Here is a 17660-nt window from a genome sequence, read left to right as displayed (position 1 = left end):
ATCTATAGGAAGAATAAAAAACCTATCAATACAACGTTTTGTACCAGCTTTGCCATGTTTGTCTTACTTGCTTAATATAAACGTTTTTCATGATGGCTTTTGCTCCCTTCCTTATTAATTGAATTAATCATAACTGATTCATTATTTTACGTCAACTATTTTTTATTTTCTTCTACTTCAATATTCCACATAGGCAGCCGATTTAACTCCGGGATGAAATTTTCTTTCGGATCTTTCACTGAGTTTAATGTAAAACGATTTTTTTCTTCACCGTTTTGGAAAAAAACAAAAGTGACTTCATCAGATGCTATATTATAAGTATTTTTAATTTCTGGTGTTTGATAAACCAGAGGATAGTAATAAAATTTTCGATTAAGCTCGTCTTCTTTTTGCTTAATGATTTGTAGCGCTTTTCTTGTTTCTGTTTGATTAGGTTTAGCAAACATCACTGAAACTGCTTTTTTTTCATTAATCATTTTATCCCCTTCTCCATAGGAAAAAGGAACAATCTTTTTTGTTGGAAGATCTTCATAAATTAGATTATCCATTTGTGCAGCACGTATTTTACTATTAACCGTTAAGGTAAGAAAAGTAAGAGCTATTACCAGCAAAAGGGCAAGAAATACACCTAAAATACTCTTTTTCTTATTCGCATTTATTGTATCTGCAAAACCATGCCATAAAGCTTGCAGGCTATTTTTTATTTTTTTTACCAACCGACTTATCATAAACCCATTTCCACCTGCTTTAACACTTGTCATTTTAATTTATACTAGCAGTAAATAAATACTGACGTCAAGCACTATCACAAAAACATTTGATTATTTTTGTGTTACATTTTGTTTTCTTTTCTATAATTCGTTATAATAGATAAAGACAAATTGAAGAAATGAGGGAATATCATGTCATTTGATGGTATATTTACCCATTTAATGGTAGAAGAGTTGGCTAACCAGTTACAAAATGGACGTGTTCATAAAATTCAGCAACCTTATGACCATGAAATTGTACTAATTGTACGCGTGCAGCGTCAAAATCATAAATTATTACTTTCCGCTAATTCTAATTATGCTCGAATTCAACTAACAAACATGCGATATGATAATCCAACAACACCTCCTAATTTTGTTATGATGTTAAGAAAATACTTAGAAGGTGCTATCTTACAGTCTATTGAACAAGTAGCTAATGATCGCGTTATACATCTTACCTTTTCCCATCGTGATGAACTGGGAGATTTGGAAAACATCGTGTTGGTAGTCGAGTTAATGGGTCGACACAGTACGATCCTATTATTAAACCAAGAAACGGGCAAAATTTTAGATGCCGTTAAACATATCGGATTATCGCAAAACACCTATCGTACCCTTTTGCCGGGTGCTACTTATATCGCGCCTCCCAAACAAGAAGTGCTCGATCCGCTTACTGCAGATGATACCCAGATCTTTGATCGAATTTCAACGCTCGAGGAAGTAACAGGAAAAGCGCTGCAAACCCAATTTCAAGGTTTAGGTCGAGATACAGCTAACGAACTAGCTTTTCGCTTAAACGAAAAACCCAATGAAAAAATCGCGGTATGGTCTGACTTTTTCACGGAATTAACGCAATATACACAACCTACTTATACAAAGACCGAAAAAAAGGAATTTTTTACCCCTATTGTTTATCATCATTTAGCACAGCAACAAATTGAACAGGATACTTATCCTAGCTTAAGTCAATTGTTAGATTCTTTTTATATAGAAAAAGCAGAAAGAGATCGGGTGAAACAGCAAGGGAACTTTTTGATTAAAAGAGTTGAAAATGAGATTAAACGCAATCAAACAAAACTTAAAAAACGTGAGAAAACATTGGCAGATTCCCAAAATGCAGAAGAATTTCGACAAAAAGGCGAACTTTTAACCACATTTATGAATCAAGTGCCTCGGGGCAAAGATCAAGTTGAACTAGCTAATTATTATAATGAAAATCAACCACTTATGATTTCTTTAGATCCTGCTCTTTCGCCTAGCCAAAATGCACAAAAATACTTTCAACGCTATCAAAAGTTACGCAATGCTGTCAAAGTTGTCGGACAACAAATCAAGGATGCCAAGGATGAATTGGCTTATTTAGAATCAGTCATGGCACAAATTGAACTAGCTTCTCCTACCGATTTAAAATTAATTAGAGAAGAATTGACTACACAAGGTTATATTAAGTCCCCTAGTAAGAAGAAGAAAAAACAAGAGAAAAAGTCTCAACCTGAACACTTTCTTGCAAGCGATGGAACGCCAATTTTGGTCGGAAAAAATAATTTACAAAACGATCGTTTGACCATGAAATCTGCCAAAAAAACCGATCATTGGTTACATGCTAAAGATATTCCAGGTTCGCATGTGATTATTCAAAGTGCTGATCCTACCGAAGAGACGATTATAGAAGCGGCTAAACTGGCAGCTTACTTTTCTAAATATCGTTTTTCTTCTTCAGTGCCAGTGGATATGGTTCAAGTAAAACACATCAGAAAACCTAACGGAGCTAAGCCCGGCTTTGTTATTTATGAAAACCAAAGTACTTATTTTGTTACTCCTAGTAAAGCGGATATCGATCAATTAAAAAAAGAATAAAATAAGAAAACCACTAAAGCCTGATCATTCACATCAAGCTTTAGTGGTTTTCTTATTTTTTATAAAAAATGGGACGTTGATTTTTATTTTGCAAAGGACGATTATTAGGTAAAAGACTGGTTTTAAAATCTTCGATCAAAGAGCGGCTCATTACGCCTATTTGATCAAAAACAAACCACTGAACGGGCCCTTCTGTGGGTGGTGTTGTAAGTGAACCTTCATAATGAAAATAAGTGATATTTTCCGGCAAAAAAATCTCAGGATTTAGTGATTGTTCTTTACCTTTATCAGCCTCTAATATCAACTTGCCGTTATTACATTTTTTGTCTTCATCTTCAACTAAATCAAAAAGTACAGCACAAACTAGGGGCTTTCCATCTTCATCTTTATGCACCAAATGAAACTCTAAAGGTGCTTGTTGTTTACTGATTACATGCTCACTAGGCATATGAAAATGAATATCTGTTAAATAGTAACGATTCTGGGCAAAATCAACAAAACTTGCTGCGTCTACGGGAACAAAATGCATCGTTTCGTTTATTTTTTGCACATAAACGTTTTGTTCAACGTAAGTAAATTTAAGTGCTTCTTCTAAAGTTTGTGTTTCTTCATAAGATAATGAAATCGGTGATTGCAAGGGAAATTGAGCTGCTGTATAAAATTCTTTACAAAGTTCAGGCCAAAACTCTGGTCCAGTATTTCCTCTATAACTCCAGATTTGTGACATAAAAGAATTCCTTTCTTTATTTTACTTTTTGTCTAATAAATAAAATTTTACCAACTTTCTTTTATAAAATAAAGAAAATTCTATTCCATTTTCGCCCAATGATCAGGGTCTTTTTTCCAAGCTTGTAATGACTGTAACTCGTTTTCTTCAATATAATTTTCAGCTAAAGCTGTATTGATTAAAGTAGAATAATTGGTCAATGTGATAAGCGGCATATTATTTTCCTTAAAGTTATCTTTTCCACTTTGCAACTCATAGGTAAAAATCGCTGCCACACCTAATACCTCAACCCCTTCATTTTTGGCTGCATGACAAGCTTCCAAAACGCTAGCACCTGTTGAAATCAAATCTTCGATGACAACAACCTTTTGCCCTTTTGCTATTTTTCCTTCAATTTGATTGGTTTTCCCGTGATCTTTTTTCTTGCTACGAATATAAATCATCGGTAAATCCAAAATATCAGCCACCCAAGCTGCATGCGGGATACCCGCTGTTGCAGTGCCCGCAATGACTTGCGTAGCAGGAAATTGTTCTTTAATTTTTTTAGCGAGTTCAGTAGCAATTAATTTTCTTACTTTAGGATAACTCATTGTGATACGATTATCACAATAAATTGGACTTTTTATACCACTAGCCCAAGTAAATGGCTGATTGGGGCTTAAAAAAACCGCCTCAATATCTAACAAATTTTGCGCAATTGTTTTTTCGCTATTATTCATCTGCTATGTCATTCCAATCTATTTTAATGTTTTGATAAGCCTTATAAGGATCATCAGCTAAGGTAATAGGTCTTCCCACTACAATCGCATTAGCGCCCATTAAGTAAGCCTTACTAGGTGAAACTACTCTTTTTTGATCATCTGCAGCTTTTCCGTATGGTCGGATTCCGGGTGTTAGGCACATGAAATTTTCAGAAGTTACATCATGAATTTTTTGTGCTTCCCAAGCTGAACAAACCACACCGTCCAAACCAGCTTGCTGTGCGCCTTTAGCATAATGGAGTACACTTTCTTCTAAACTTGCTTGTACTAATTGTTCTTTTTGCATCTGCGCTTGGCTTGTTGAAGTCAACTGAGTGACAGCAATTACTTGAGGCGGTGTTTGACCTGCAGGTGTTCCGCTATCTAGTCCTTGTCTGGCTGCTTGCATCATCTGATTCCCGCCAGCTGCCTGTACAGTTGTAATAGCTACCCCTATTTTAGCTAAACCTATCATTGACCGCTGTACTGTATTGGGTATATCATGTAATTTTAAATCTAAGAAAATATCATGTCCAGCTTTTTTGAGCCACTCAACAATAGCAGGACCTTCTTGGTAAAAAATTTCCATGCCCACTTTAACAAAAAGAGATTCATCTTGCGGGAATTTATTTAAAAAAGTCTTGATTTCAGCTTTAGAAGAAAAATCTAAAGCAATTATTGGACGTTCAATCATTTTCTCTATCCTCTCTACCCTGTTATTTTACCATTGTTAAACTTCTTTCGTTGAAAATGACCTGGATTGAATCACTTTTAAAATAGCGACTACAGTATCTAATGAAGTAAATACAGCAACACCTTGCTCTACGGCCTTGCGAAAAATTGCAAGACTATTATAAGAAACGTTTTGACGATTGGGTCTTACCGTATTGATAATCATTTGAATGTGGCCATTTTCTAAACGTTCGAATATTGTCTGTTCATTTTTAGTAGACGATTTCGCTAATTTACGTACTTTTAAACCATGGTCATCAAAGTATTCTGCAGTTTTTTGTGTTGCGGTGATATTAAAGCCTACTTCAGAAAAGCTTTGTGCTAACTGCAAAGCCATTTCCTTATCTTTATCTGCTACAGTAAATAACACGGACCCAAATTCCGGAATAGCTAAACCAGCCGCCGCAAAAGCTTTATATAGAGCTTTCTCTAAGCTTATATCTGATCCCATCACTGTGCCAGTAGATTTCATTTCCTGTTTTAAGTAACTATCAGTAGCTACTAAATTTGTTAAGGAAAAAACGGGTGCTTTCACATAAAACTCCTTGCTAGCTAAAGACATATTATACTCCATATCCTCCAGCTTATCACCTAAAATCACCCTTGTTGCAATTTGTACTAGCGGGACTTTTTTAATCTTACTCAAAAATGGAAGCGAGCGACTCGCATATGGCAACACCCTGTTCACATATACTTGGTTTTCAGAAATGACAAATTGAATGTTCATAACACCGATTAAATCAAGATGCTTTATTATCTGTTTACTATAGACTTCAACTTTTTGTAAAACTTCTTTAGAAAAAGTTTGCGCTGGATAAACTGTGATTGAATCTCCAGAATGTACATCTGATCGCTCGATATATTCGGTAATACCAGCTATAAAGATGGTGCTACCGTCATAAATAATGTCAGCCTCACATTCTCTAACAGAAGTATAGTTTTCAACCACTAGTAGTGGGCTATCCCCCTTGTGTTTCAAATAGTTTAAACCAACAGCAAGTGTTTCTTTTTCATCAACACGACGCACATTATCCTCATTGAATAAATCATAGGAACGTATAGCAATAGGAAAGCCCATCGATTCAACGCTAGCAAGTGCTTCTTTTTCTGTAGAAACGACCTGTCTTTGCCGCGGATTTATTTCTAGTGTTTTTAACATCCTATCAAATTTTAGCGGATCTTTTATCTCTTGTAATTTGTTTAAGTCCATAGCTAATAAATTGATCCCTAATTCAGCAAGTTCTTCACTTAAGCGATAAGTTGATGTACCTCCGAATTGTCCTATAACACCCACCGGTTTTTCTTGTTCGACGATATCGTATACTGCTTCAGAAGTGAGTGGTTCAAAATATAATTTATCTGCGATCATAAAATCGGTAGATAGACTGCTAGGATTATCGTTAATAACGATTGCCTCATAACCAGCTTGTTGTACAGCACTTATAGCCTGGACATTAGCATAATCAAATTCAAGACCTTGTCCAATGCCAATAGGACCGGCTCCTAAAAGTAAAATTGCAGGTTTTTGTTTACTGCTACTTTCGTTTTCTGTTTCATAGCTTCTATAAAAATAAGGTCTTTTAGCGATAAATTCACCTGCACAGCTATCCACCATTTTAAATACGGCAGAGAGACCTTGCTGCTTTCTAAAATGCAGAATTTTTTCTTTTTCAGTATGCCATAATTGTGCAATCTTTTGATCAGAAAAACCGTTTTGCTTAGCAACTTTTAACACATCAAAATCATCTTTTCTTTCGCTTAATAGACTTTCGATTTCTACAATATGAGCGATCTTGTCCAAAAATAACAAATCAATCTTTGTGATTTCTGCCAGTTCCTCAATCGTATTATAACCTCGACGTAGGCTCTCAGCTAAAGCAAATAAGCGATCTTCTTGTGCATGCACGATTTTTTGTGTTAAATCATCATCAGTGAGTTGTTTTAAAGAGACAAGCTCGATATGAGAAGTATCAGCCAATGATTGGATTGCTTTTAATAACGACTCTTCTAGATTTCGTCCTAAAGCCATTCCTTCACCTACAGACTTCATCTGCGTATTCAATTGACATTGTGCGCTTTTTCTTAAATCAAATGGCCAACGCGGAATCTTGGTCACGACATAATCCAAACTAGGTTCAAAATTAGCAGAAGTCATTTCTGTCATTGGATTTTTTATCTCAGCTAAGGACATGCCTATAGCAACTTTTGCCGCAATTCTGGCAATTGGATAAGCTGTTGCCTTACCGATGAGTACACTTGAACGAGTTAAACGTGTATTAATATCTAATACATAATAGTCAAAACTTTGAGGATCAAGCGCAAGACGCACATGACAGCTGCCATTGATTTTTAACGCATGAATAATTTGTAGTGAAACATCACGCAATAATTGGTATTCATGATCAGTTAAAGTTTGACTAGGAACAAAAGCTAGGGAATCTCCACTATGAATGCCTACCGGGTCAAAATTTTCTATATTTCCAACCGCTAAAGCATTGTCTGCAGAATCGCGTAAAACTTCAAATTCAATTTCCTTAAAGCCACTTAAACTTTGTTCAACTATACATTGTCCAGCAGGTGATAAATTAAGACCTTCTGCTATACATTGCTTAAGTCTGTGTTCGTTATAACAAATACCACTAGCTGCCCCTGCTAAGGTTAATAAAGGTCGTACAAAAACTGGATAACCTATTTCATTTGCACAAGCAAGCGCTTCTTTTTCTGTAGTAACCACTTGTAAAGATTGTACAGGTTGATTTAATGAAGTTAATAATTTTTTAAGTAGATCTGGATCTTCTGTTTGTTCAATCACTGAATTTTTTGTTCCAAGAATTTCTATATTTAACTCAGTTAAAATACCTGAAGCGACCAACTCACCTGCAAGATTTAAAGCAGTTTGCCCGCCAAAAGTCGGCAAGATGGCATCTGGTAATTCTTTTCTTAGCACGCGCGAGAGAAATTCTGTGGTTACAGGCTCAATATAAATATGATCGGCATTTTCTTTATCTGTCATAATCGTCGCAGGATCTGAATTAACCACGACCGTTTCATAACCCTCTTCTTTTAAAGCGATACAAGCTTGTGTGGCGGTATAATCAAATTCGGCAGCTTGACCAATAACAGTCGGGCCTGAACCGATGATCAATATTTTTTTAATGTCTGTTCTTTTTGGCAAAGCTAAACCGCTCCTTTTTGTGCGTCCATCATTTCGATAAATTCATCAAATACATGTAAAGTATCGTGAGGTCCTGGTGCAGCGTCTGGATTAAATTGCACGGTAAAGGCTGGATAACGACGATGTTTTAACCCCTCAATACTACCATCGTTTATGTTGTAATGAGTCACTAAAAGTCTTTTTCTATCTAAGGAATCTTTTTTAACAGCAAAGCTATGACTTTGTGAGCTCATATCAATACGCCCAGTCGCTTTTTCTTTCACTGGGTAATTTTGTCCGTGATGTCCAAAACTTATCTGATAAGTATCACAATCATTAGCTAAAGCGAATAACTGCTGCCCTAAACCCACCCCAAAAATAGGAATTTTTCCTTGAATTTGGCGGATTTTTTCTATTACATCAGGAATACTTTTAGGATCTCCTGGACCGTTCGTTAAAACAAGACCATCAGGTGCTAATTCTAAGATTTCTTCAGCTAAACTATCATGTGGCATAACGGTCAAGTTACAATTACGCTTAGCTAACTCTCGCATAATACTATGTTTTAATCCTAAATCAATAATCACTACATTGTGTCCTGTCCCTGGACTTGGGTAAGGCTTTTGTGTAGAAACTTGTTCTACTTGATTTGTGGGTAATACATTGGCTTTTAATTGATCATAAGCATGTGTAAAAGTATCTCCAGAATCTACGATACTAGCTTTCATAGTACCAGAGCGCTGGATTTTATGCATTAATGCACGTGTATCAATCCCGGCGATACCAGCAATATTTCTTCTAGCCAAAAATTCAGAAAGTGACATCTGATAACGCCAATTACTTGCCAGACGAGGATACTCTTTTACTACGATTCCTTTACAAGCCGGCGAAAGGGACTCATAGTCATCCCGATTAATCCCGACATTGCCGATTACTGGATAGGTAAAAGTAATAATTTGTCCGTTAAAATTTTGATCGGTGATCGTCTCCTGATAGCCAGTCATACTCGTACTAAAAACAATTTCGCCAAAAACGTTTAATTGGGCACCAAATCCTTTACCTTCAAAACAAGTGCCATCATCTAAAATTAGCCAACGATCCATTTTGATTCCCACCTTGCCAAACAATTTTTCCATTTACCAGTGTATAAAGGGTATCTCCAAAAAGTTCTCTGCCAATAAATGGCGTATTCTCTGCTTTTGATAAAAACTTTTTCTCATCGACGGTGTAACTATGCTCAATATCAAATATTGCTAAATCCGCGGGATCACCAACATTCAAACGATTAACCGTTAAACCAAACAACGCCGCCGGTTTAATTGCCATCCAATCGATCACTTGAGCCAGGGTAAAGATCCCTTTTTTAACAAAGGCAGTATAAATTAATTGAAAAGCATATTCTGAGCCTACAATACCAAAAGGAGAATGATTAAAATCTTGGTTTTTTTCCGCAAAACTATGAGGCGCATGATCAGTCGCGATGCAATCGATTGTACCATCTAGTAAACCTTCGATAAGTGCATTTTGATCTTCTCTAGCTCTTAATGGCGGGTTCATTTTCCAGTAGCCGTGGTTTTTAGGGATGTCTTCATCAGCAAATAATAAATGATGAGGACAAACTTCACAGCTAACCTGGATCCCTGCTTTTTTAGCTTCTCGGATCACCCGCACGCTTTCTTTTGAAGAAACATGACAAACATGATAATGGACGCCGGTTTCCTCCGCTAAAAGTAAATCACGAGCAATTTGTGAAGACTCTGCAGCGCTCATAATACCAGCTAAGCCTAATTCATCCGCCTTCTCTCCCTTATGCATAACACCATTAAAAAGTAGTGATTCGTCTTCAGTGTGGGCCACGATTGCGCGCTGATTTTTTGCTGCTTCTTTCATTGCCAAATACATGGTACCAGCCTTTTGAACGCCCACACCATCATTAGTAAAAGCAAATGCCCCAGCATTTTTTAAAGCTGCTTGATCTACTAAATCCTCACTTCGTAAGTTTTTAGTGATCGGAGCATATTGGAGCACATGATTGACTGCACTTTGAGAAATCAACTCTTGTACTTGATTATATTTCTCAATAGTATCAGGTACAGGTTCTAAATTAGGCATGGCACAAATCGTAGTAAAACCTCCACGACTAGCTGCCAAACTTCCCGTTTTGATCGTTTCTTTATAAGTAAATCCGGGCTCTCTAAGATGGACATGAACATCTACTAAACCTTGTGTCACTAGCTGGTTTTTCGCATCAATGATTTGTTCGAACGAACCTTCATCGAAATTTTTGCCAATTGCATGAATCCTTTCGTCTTTGATCCATATTGCTACTGCATTCAATTGATTATCATGGATAATCATACAAGCATTTTTGATTAATAAATCCATCATCTTGCCCTCCTTTATAATAAGCTAATTATGCTTTTCCATGTAAGATAGCTTCTAATATAGCCATTCGGACATATACGCCATTTGTCATCTGCCTAACGATCCTTGATTGTAGCCCTTCTACTAATGAATCCGCAATTTCAACATCTCGATTTACCGGAGCTGGATGCATTATAATGGCCTGCTCTTTCATTTTCTTGGCACGATCATCTGTTAAACCAAATTTCTTATGATACACTTCTTTTGAGAAACTTTCGTTGGGATCATGACGCTCATGTTGAACACGTAGCATCATCAATACATCCATTTTACCTATTAATTCATCCAAAGGTAAATAAGTACCATAAACATCAAAAGTCTCATCATACCATTGTCTAGGTCCAGAGAAATAAACATGCGCCCCTAAACGCTTGAGCATTTGCATGTTTGATTTCGCGACTCTAGAATGGGTGATATCTCCAACAATCGCTACATTCAACCCCTTAAAAGATCCAAATTCTTCATAAATTGTCATCAAGTCTAATAAGCACTGTGTAGGATGTTGACCACTGCCATCACCGCCGTTAATAACACTACATTGGATCGTAGGACTTTGAATCAAGGCATCATAGTAATTTTCATCACTGTGTCGTATAACCACACAATCAACCCCAATAGCTGACATGGTTAAAACTGTATCATAAAGTGTTTCTCCTTTTTGTACTGAACTTGTAGCAGTGGCAAAGTCTATCACATCGATCCCTAGTTTTTTTTCGGCAACTTCAAAGCTTTTATGCGTTCGCGTGCTACTCTCAAAAAAGAGATTAGCGGCGAAATATTGCTTTTTTTCTGGACGCCATACTTCCCCATTCTTAAAGGCTTGTCCCCGATGGATCAATCCCATAACTTCCTGATCAGACAATGCTTCAATCGTTAAAACTGACGCTTTCAGAGCGAGCGATCATACGCTGACCTCCTTATTCTTCACTTCTAGCTTTTACAGGTAACACCAAGTTTAAAATAATCCCAATAACAGTCGCTAAGGCCATACTAGTTAATTCGAAACTGCCTATTTTCAAGTATGCCCCGCCGATACCAATCACTAAAACTGCTGCAGTGATCATCAAATTACGTTTTTTATCAAAATCGATTTGATTGTCAATTAAGATACGTAATCCACTAGAAGCAATTACACCAAATAATAAGAAGCTGATACCGCCGATGACTGGTGTGGGAATACTATAAATTAAACTACTTATTTTTCCCACAAAGCTAAACAATACAGCTAGTAAGGCGGCTCCGCCAAGAACAAACACACTATGGACTTTAGTGATTGCTAAAACGCCGATATTTTCTCCATAACTTGTGGTTGGAGGGCCCCCAATAAAACCGGCAATAATGGTCGAAAGTCCATCAGCAAATAAAGTTTTTTTCAAGCCCGGTGATTTGAAAAAATCGCGTTTTGTCGTTTTACTTAATACCATCAAGTGTCCCATATGTTCAGTCATTGTTACAAAAGCGATCGGTGCCATACTAATTAAAGCAGCTAGAGAAAAATGAAAGTTATAATCAACAAACATGAACTGAAAGTCAGGTACTTGAAACCATGGCGCAGCTTTTACTGCTTCCAGGTCAACAATCCCTACGACTAAGGCAAACAAATAGCCGCCAATAATCCCTAATAAAATCGGAATTAGACTCAAAAATCCTTTTAAAAACATATTGAAAAAGATCGTAATAGCTAAGGTAACCAAGGCAACTAAAAAGTACTTGGCATCATAATTTCCTTCATTAAACATTGCATTTTCAGCAGCATTTTGCGCTAGCCCTAAACCGATAACCATAATCACAGGTCCTACAACGATCGGTGGTAAAACTTCATCGATCCAATCAGAACCGGCTTTTGCGATAATAAAAGCTACAATCAGATAAACGATCCCAGAATAGATAATTCCTTGCGCAACAGCTGGATAACCACTGCTTCCCATTAATGACTGAATAGCTGTAATAAAAGCAAAACTACTACCTAAATAAGCAGGTACGGTTCCTTTGGTGATTAGAATATATAAAAGTGTGCCTACGCCCGAACTAAATAAAGCGATACTTGGATCAAGGCCGACTAATATTGGAACTAATACTGTTGCACCAAACATCGTAAATAAATGTTGTAAGCTAAGACCAATCCAAGGCAAAAATTTGGGCCGATCTTTAATATCTAAAATTGCGTCTGGATTACGAAATTCATTTTTTTCTGCCATTACTGTTCTCCTTTTTTATTGATTAAAATGCGGTCTGTACCATCTGTCTCCATCATTTCAACAATAATTTCTTCTGCTGAAGAAGTAGGGATATTTTTCCCAACAAAATCAGCTCGGATCGGTAATTCTCGATGCCCCCGATCGACCAAAACGGCTAAGGCGATTTTTTGTGGACGACCAAAATCCATAATAGCATCTAGCGCAGCACGAATCGTACGCCCCGTAAATAATACATCATCGACAACAATTACTTCTTTTCCTTCCAAATCTTCTGGAATATCAGAATCGTGTAATTCTGGTTGCCCTGATTGATTTCTTTTATCGTCTCGATACAAAGTAATATCCAAAGCTCCCACAGGTACCTCAACATTTTCTAATTGTTGCAAACGTTGAGCAATACGTTGAGCAATATAAATGCCCCTTGTCTTTATACCAATAAGTACCAAGCGATCGATATCATAATTTCTTTCGATAATTTCATAAGTAATCCTAGTGAGCGCGCGTTTCATCGTCACTTCATTAATCACTTCTTTTTTTGCCATATGACACCCTCCCATTTTTTAAACATAAAAAAACTCCTACCCGTTAGAGGCAGGAGTGAGTATACACTGATGGTTAAAAAAGTATATTAAAATTCAACAATGAAAAATTTGCTCTTCTTTGTCTATTTTATCACGTCCTTTTTAGCCTCACGGGACTAACTTAAAGGATAAGTTATGAAATTTTATTGGTTCAACTATACAGTTATTTATTTCAAAAATCAATTGGTTTTTCTAAATTCGCTAAAGTTTTTTGAAAGATTTCCGGCAAAGCGGCTTCAAAAGTCATCCATTGATCAGTTACCGGATGATTAAAACCAATAACACCCGCATGCAAAAATTGTCCGTTACCCGCTAAAGTTTTTTTGGGACCATAGACTGGATCTCCTGCAATAGGATAGCCAATATATTTCATATGCACACGGATCTGATGTGTTCTTCCGGTTTCCAACTGTAACTTAATCAAAGTAAAATCTGTAAAGTGTTCTAACACCGTAAAATGAGTCACTGCAGGTTTCCCATCTTCAACCACATCTTGCATCTGGCGATTCGTTTTAGAACGACCGATAGGTGCTGTGATCGTTCCTTTCTGATGTTTAATATTACCATGTACTAATGCTGTATATTCCCGCAAAGTTGTTTTATCTTGTAGCTGTTGGGCTAATGAAGCATGACTATGATCATTTTTAGCTACCATTAAAAGTCCTGAAGTATCCTTATCAATACGGTGGACAATCCCTGGCCGTATCACACCATTAATACTTGATAAGTGATCTAAATGGAATAATAAAGCATTTACCAAGGTATGATCAGGATGTCCCTTGGAAGGATGGACTACCATACCTTGCGGCTTATTAACCACTGCCACATCCTGATCTTGATAAACAATATCAAGTGGGATATCGCTAGCTTTAATATCTAATGTTTTTTCTTCGGGAATATTTATAATAAAATGATCTTCAGCTCTTACTTTATAATTTGCTTTTACTTGTTGATTGTTTAAAAGAACCAAACCATCTTTTAACCACTGTTGGATCTGTGACCGACTATAAGAAGGTAGCTTTTCTGATAATACCTTGTCAATCCGTCCTTGCTCTTTTGTAATTGTAATTTCTAATTTATCCGACATGATTTTTTCCTTTCAAACGATCTTCAAATATTGTATAAATAAAGATACAAATAACTCCTATGACTAAAGAACAATCCGCGATATTAAAAATAGGAAATTGGATAAAATCTACTTGTATCATATCTACAACATAGCCTAAACGGATACGGTCGATAAAATTTCCCACCGCTCCTGCAAGTACCAAGGCAAGCCCTAAGTTTAAAAATTTACTGTCATTACGATAACGAATCATTAAGTAAATAACAACAGTAACGGCAACAATTGTAATGATTGTAAAAAAAGTTGTTTCTCCTTCTAAGATACTCCACGCAGCCCCAGTATTTTGAACGTAGTTTAACGAAAAGAAGTGTTCAATTACATTTTGACTTTCGCCAATACCTAGATTAGCAACCGTCCACAATTTTAGCCATTGATCAAGACTGATAACTATTATACTTAACACAAAAAAGATGGTTAGCAATCACTTTTCCTCATTTCTTAAAATTTAAAAGATATCACGGGGACGAACGATCCCTAGTAAATTACCATTAGGATTGCCATCTTTAGTAATAAAAACAGCATCTAACAATCCATTATTTCGAAATTTTTGTTCGACTTCATTGATCGTGGTGTCTTTAGCCACGAAAGCAAAATTCGTTTGTTTTCCGTCAGTAATAATCAGGTCTTTTGCCGTACGATTTTTTAAGTCAATTTTACCCTTGACTCTTTCCTTAGCAAACCAATAACCTAATGCTTTTAAGGTAATCAATCCTTGAAAATCCCCTTTTTCATACAAGGGAAATTGCGAATAACGTTTATCTGCCACAATCTTTAGTAATTCAATAATCGGTATATCTTGTTCAAAACCTGTCACGTTTTTGGCAAAACGAGGGATAACAGTTTCTGGTTGTATTAATGCCGCTTCAATTTTTTTAATACGATCTAAAATCCATTGGTTCGGCTCAGCGATCACGAAATCATCGTCGATTTGTTCATGGACGATCGCATTACGTAATTGCGAAATTTGCAGTAAATCATTTTCGTAAGTTTTTACCGGCAATTCTTCGCGGTTGCTTAGTCTACGTACCATTTGATTAAAACCCATATTTTGTGGATTATCTAACTGGTCATTTAACCATTTTTCAATCCGATTAAAGCTGCTTAAAAAAGCGTCCGCGCGCGCTCCCATTTGTGAACCCTCCTTTATATTTTGACAGTATTTATCATTTAAAGTATGTTAAAACAAACCACTAGCATTTCCCTTTTCATCAACATCCATATCTAAAGCTGCGGGTCTTTTTGGAAGACCCGGCATGGTCAACACATTTCCTGTTAATACTACCAAAAAGCCAGCGCCTATCTTAGGACTGATTTCTCGTACCGTTAAATCAAAGTCTTTAGGTACACCCAACAAGCTGGCATCGTCAGAAAGTGAATACTGGGTTTTAGCAATACAGACCGGTAATTGATCCCAACCTAATGTCTTGATATCTTCCAGTTGTTTTCTGGCATTTTTCTCGAAAAACACATTTTTTGCTCCGTAAATATTGCGCGCGATTTTTTTGATTTTATCTTCTACAGGAAGTTGATTTTGATAAAGTGGCCTATATTTTGCTTTTTTATCTGCGATCGTATCCACCACTGTACTTGCTAATTCTTTAGCACCAAGTCCACCATTAGCCCAAGTAGAACTTCGTAAGGCTTTAACTCCAACTGCTTGACACAGTGTTTGTAATAAAGAAAGTTCGCTCTCTTGATCAAAAGCAAATTCATTGATCGCTACGACTACAGGTAAGCCAAAACTTTGCATATTTTGGATATGTTTTTTCAAATTAGCGAATCCTTTTTCCAAGGCAGGCAAGTTCTCTTTATTTAACTGATCAACGGCTACTCCCCCGTGCATTTTTAAAGCGCGAACAGTAGCAACCATTACTACCACATCAGGTGATTTTTCTAAATTAGGAACTTTAATATCCAAAAATTTCTCCGCACCTAAATCAGCGCCAAATCCGGCCTCTGTTACCACATAATCACCTAAACGTAAAGCAGTTTTAGTGGCAACGACACTATTACATCCATGGGCAATATTAGCAAACGGTCCGCCATGAATAAAAGCAGGCGTTTGTTCGATGGTTTGTACTAAATTAGGCTTCATGGCCTCTTTTAATAAAAGAGCTAAAGCCCCTTCGACTTGCAAATCCTGCACCGTCACAGGTTCTTTTTGATAAGTATAGCCAATCACAATGCGAGCTAGACGAGCTTTTAAATCCGAGAGATCGCTAGCTAAACACAAAACAGCCATGATTTCACTTGCTACTGTAATGTCAAAGCCTTCTTGCCGAGGGACGCCTTGTGCTTTATTTCCTAACCCTACGAGGGTATTTCGTAAAGCCCGATCGTTTAGATCTAAAGATCTTTTCCAGATAATTTGTTGGGGGTCAATCCCTAACTCATTTCCTTGATGGATATGATTATCGATAAAAGCCGAAAGCGCGTTGTTAGCTGTAGTAATAGCATGAATATCTCCAGTAAAATGTAAATTGATATCTTCCATAGGCAAAACTTGTGAATAACCACCACCCGTAGCGCCACCTTTTAAACCCATAACAGGACCTAATGATGGCTCTCTTAAAGCTAAAACAGCATTTTTATGTAATTGGTTCAAACGATCTGCTAATCCGATAGAAACAGTCGTCTTGCCCTCGCCGGCTGGGGTCGGATTAATAGAAGTTACTAAAATAAGTTTTCCTAAAGAAGCTTTATCCTCTTCCTTTAAAGAAACTTTTGCTTTATCGTTGCCAAATAGTTCGATAGACTCCGAAGAGATTCCTAATTTTTCAGCGATTTTTGTAATTGAAGAAAGCTTACTTTGTTGTGCAATTTCAATATCTGATAACATGAATTTTACCTTCTTTCATAGCTCAATTAAAAACACTTCATGTGCGTTTGATTTTACTTATTTTGAATACACAGTTACTTCTTTTGGTAATAGTTTCCAAAATAATTTTACTTGCTTTTTACGTAAGCTTAATTCCAGTTTTTGTTTTTTTAGGTTAATGGTTACAAAATTAACAGAAATTTGGATAGATTCAATCTGATTAAACGGTAAGTAATCAGTTTTCCAAAAACGAGCATAATTTATTTGTAAGCCATTTTTATGAACGATAATCGCTCGTCGATAGCCTAAATAAAAAAGAAGTAGAAATATTACCATAAAAAGCATACTTTTCCAATGTACTTCAGCACGTTCTAAAATAAATGTCAGACTTAAAAATAAAAATATAAGGGTCACTGACCAATAAATAATAGCAAGAGAACGTTCTGGTTGCCAGCGAATTTTATAATTTTTCAAGTGGCTCTCCTTTCATCTATCATTTAAGAATTCTGTATATTATAATCAAATTACTTGAACAGTATTTGTAGGAGGTT

The 17660-nt window shown here is 36.4% G+C and carries 16 protein-coding genes; 1 reads left to right on the top strand and 15 read right to left on the bottom strand.

The window, feature by feature from the left end:
- Window positions 1-155: 155 nt before the first annotated feature.
- A complete protein-coding gene (locus tag C7K42_RS02110) occupies window positions 156-728 on the bottom strand; it encodes a hypothetical protein (RefSeq protein ID WP_061840552.1) in 573 nt (190 codons plus the stop codon).
- 174 nt (window positions 729-902) lie between these two features.
- Here C7K42_RS02110 and C7K42_RS02105 point away from each other — a divergent pair, with 174 nt between their 5' ends.
- Window positions 903-2609 carry an NFACT RNA binding domain-containing protein gene (locus tag C7K42_RS02105; RefSeq protein ID WP_103099627.1) on the top strand — a complete coding sequence of 569 codons (1707 nt, stop codon included), beginning with the start codon at window positions 903-905 and terminating at the stop codon, window positions 2607-2609.
- Window positions 2610-2661: 52 nt separating this feature from the next.
- On the opposite strand, the gene C7K42_RS02100 is transcribed toward C7K42_RS02105, so the two are convergent.
- The 14 genes from C7K42_RS02100 to C7K42_RS02035 form a co-directional block, all read right to left on the bottom strand.
- Window positions 2662-3336: a carbonic anhydrase family protein gene (locus tag C7K42_RS02100; protein WP_103099626.1), complete on the bottom strand. Its 675-nt coding sequence runs from the start codon at window positions 3334-3336 to the stop codon at window positions 2662-2664.
- 80 nt (window positions 3337-3416) lie between these two features.
- Window positions 3417-4055, bottom strand: a complete 639-nt coding sequence (gene pyrE / locus C7K42_RS02095; RefSeq protein WP_103099625.1) for an orotate phosphoribosyltransferase — start codon at window positions 4053-4055, stop codon at window positions 3417-3419.
- Entirely contained in the window at window positions 4048-4770 is a 723-nt protein-coding gene (gene pyrF / locus C7K42_RS02090; RefSeq protein WP_103099624.1) for an orotidine-5'-phosphate decarboxylase, read from the bottom strand. The genes pyrE and pyrF overlap by 8 nt, the downstream gene beginning before the upstream one ends.
- Before the next feature lie 36 nt (window positions 4771-4806).
- On the bottom strand, window positions 4807-7983 hold the full coding sequence (gene carB / locus C7K42_RS02085; protein WP_103099623.1) for a carbamoyl-phosphate synthase large subunit: 3177 nt from the start codon (window positions 7981-7983) through the stop codon (window positions 4807-4809).
- A gap of 2 nt (window positions 7984-7985) precedes the next feature.
- Window positions 7986-9065, bottom strand: coding sequence for a carbamoyl phosphate synthase small subunit (locus tag C7K42_RS02080; protein ID WP_094243569.1), 1080 nt, complete (start codon window positions 9063-9065; stop codon window positions 7986-7988).
- On the bottom strand, window positions 9040-10347 hold the full coding sequence (locus tag C7K42_RS02075; protein WP_041591819.1) for a dihydroorotase: 1308 nt from the start codon (window positions 10345-10347) through the stop codon (window positions 9040-9042). Before C7K42_RS02075 ends, C7K42_RS02080 begins: the two co-directional genes overlap by 26 nt.
- Window positions 10348-10375: 28 nt before the next feature.
- Window positions 10376-11278 carry an aspartate carbamoyltransferase catalytic subunit gene (locus C7K42_RS02070; RefSeq protein WP_069028926.1) on the bottom strand — a complete coding sequence of 301 codons (903 nt, stop codon included), beginning with the start codon at window positions 11276-11278 and terminating at the stop codon, window positions 10376-10378.
- Between the two features lie 25 nt (window positions 11279-11303).
- Window positions 11304-12584, bottom strand: a complete 1281-nt coding sequence (uraA, locus tag C7K42_RS02065; protein WP_014124762.1) for a uracil permease — start codon at window positions 12582-12584, stop codon at window positions 11304-11306.
- Window positions 12584-13126 (bottom strand): bifunctional pyr operon transcriptional regulator/uracil phosphoribosyltransferase PyrR, encoded by a 543-nt coding sequence (gene pyrR, locus C7K42_RS02060; RefSeq protein ID WP_014124761.1) that lies wholly within the window; start codon window positions 13124-13126, stop codon window positions 12584-12586. The genes uraA and pyrR overlap by 1 nt, the downstream gene beginning before the upstream one ends.
- 211 nt (window positions 13127-13337) lie before the next feature.
- A complete protein-coding gene (locus C7K42_RS02055) occupies window positions 13338-14252 on the bottom strand; it encodes an RluA family pseudouridine synthase (RefSeq protein ID WP_069028925.1) in 915 nt (304 codons plus the stop codon).
- Window positions 14242-14712: a signal peptidase II gene (gene lspA / locus C7K42_RS02050; RefSeq protein WP_014124759.1), complete on the bottom strand. Its 471-nt coding sequence runs from the start codon at window positions 14710-14712 to the stop codon at window positions 14242-14244. The genes C7K42_RS02055 and lspA overlap by 11 nt, the downstream gene beginning before the upstream one ends.
- A gap of 24 nt (window positions 14713-14736) precedes the next feature.
- Window positions 14737-15420, bottom strand: coding sequence for a CBS domain-containing protein (locus C7K42_RS02045; protein WP_069028924.1), 684 nt, complete (start codon window positions 15418-15420; stop codon window positions 14737-14739).
- Window positions 15421-15468: 48 nt separating this feature from the next.
- A complete protein-coding gene (locus C7K42_RS02040) occupies window positions 15469-17130 on the bottom strand; it encodes a formate--tetrahydrofolate ligase (protein ID WP_094243572.1) in 1662 nt (553 codons plus the stop codon).
- Window positions 17131-17187: 57 nt separating this feature from the next.
- On the bottom strand, window positions 17188-17583 hold the full coding sequence (locus tag C7K42_RS02035; RefSeq protein WP_061840564.1) for an EbsA family protein: 396 nt from the start codon (window positions 17581-17583) through the stop codon (window positions 17188-17190).
- Between the last annotated feature and the right edge of the window lie 77 nt (window positions 17584-17660).

The sequence above is a fragment of the Tetragenococcus halophilus subsp. halophilus DSM 20339 genome, from assembly GCF_003841405.1.
Lineage (GTDB): Bacteria > Bacillota > Bacilli > Lactobacillales > Enterococcaceae > Tetragenococcus > Tetragenococcus halophilus.
Note: the sequence above shows the minus strand (reverse complement) of the source record. Positions and strands in the feature narration are given on the sequence as shown.

Bases quoted from the DNA above. Each gene is read 5' to 3' on its own strand.
- C7K42_RS02110 (WP_061840552.1), bottom strand. From the start codon at position 728: ATGATAAGTCGGTTGGTAAAAAAAATAAAAAATAGCCTGCAAGCTTTA.
- C7K42_RS02105 (WP_103099627.1), top strand. From the start codon at position 903: ATGTCATTTGATGGTATATTTACCCATTTAATGGTAGAAGAGTTGGCT.
- C7K42_RS02100 (WP_103099626.1), bottom strand. From the start codon at position 3,336: ATGTCACAAATCTGGAGTTATAGAGGAAATACTGGACCAGAGTTTTGG.
- pyrE (WP_103099625.1), bottom strand. From the start codon at position 4,055: ATGAATAATAGCGAAAAAACAATTGCGCAAAATTTGTTAGATATTGAG.
- pyrF (WP_103099624.1), bottom strand. From the start codon at position 4,770: ATGATTGAACGTCCAATAATTGCTTTAGATTTTTCTTCTAAAGCTGAA.
- C7K42_RS02080 (WP_094243569.1), bottom strand. From the start codon at position 9,065: ATGGATCGTTGGCTAATTTTAGATGATGGCACTTGTTTTGAAGGTAAA.
- C7K42_RS02075 (WP_041591819.1), bottom strand. From the start codon at position 10,347: ATGGATTTATTAATCAAAAATGCTTGTATGATTATCCATGATAATCAA.
- uraA (WP_014124762.1), bottom strand. From the start codon at position 12,584: ATGGCAGAAAAAAATGAATTTCGTAATCCAGACGCAATTTTAGATATT.
- pyrR (WP_014124761.1), bottom strand. From the start codon at position 13,126: ATGGCAAAAAAAGAAGTGATTAATGAAGTGACGATGAAACGCGCGCTC.
- C7K42_RS02055 (WP_069028925.1), bottom strand. From the start codon at position 14,252: ATGTCGGATAAATTAGAAATTACAATTACAAAAGAGCAAGGACGGATT.
- C7K42_RS02045 (WP_069028924.1), bottom strand. From the start codon at position 15,420: ATGGGAGCGCGCGCGGACGCTTTTTTAAGCAGCTTTAATCGGATTGAA.
- C7K42_RS02040 (WP_094243572.1), bottom strand. From the start codon at position 17,130: ATGTTATCAGATATTGAAATTGCACAACAAAGTAAGCTTTCTTCAATT.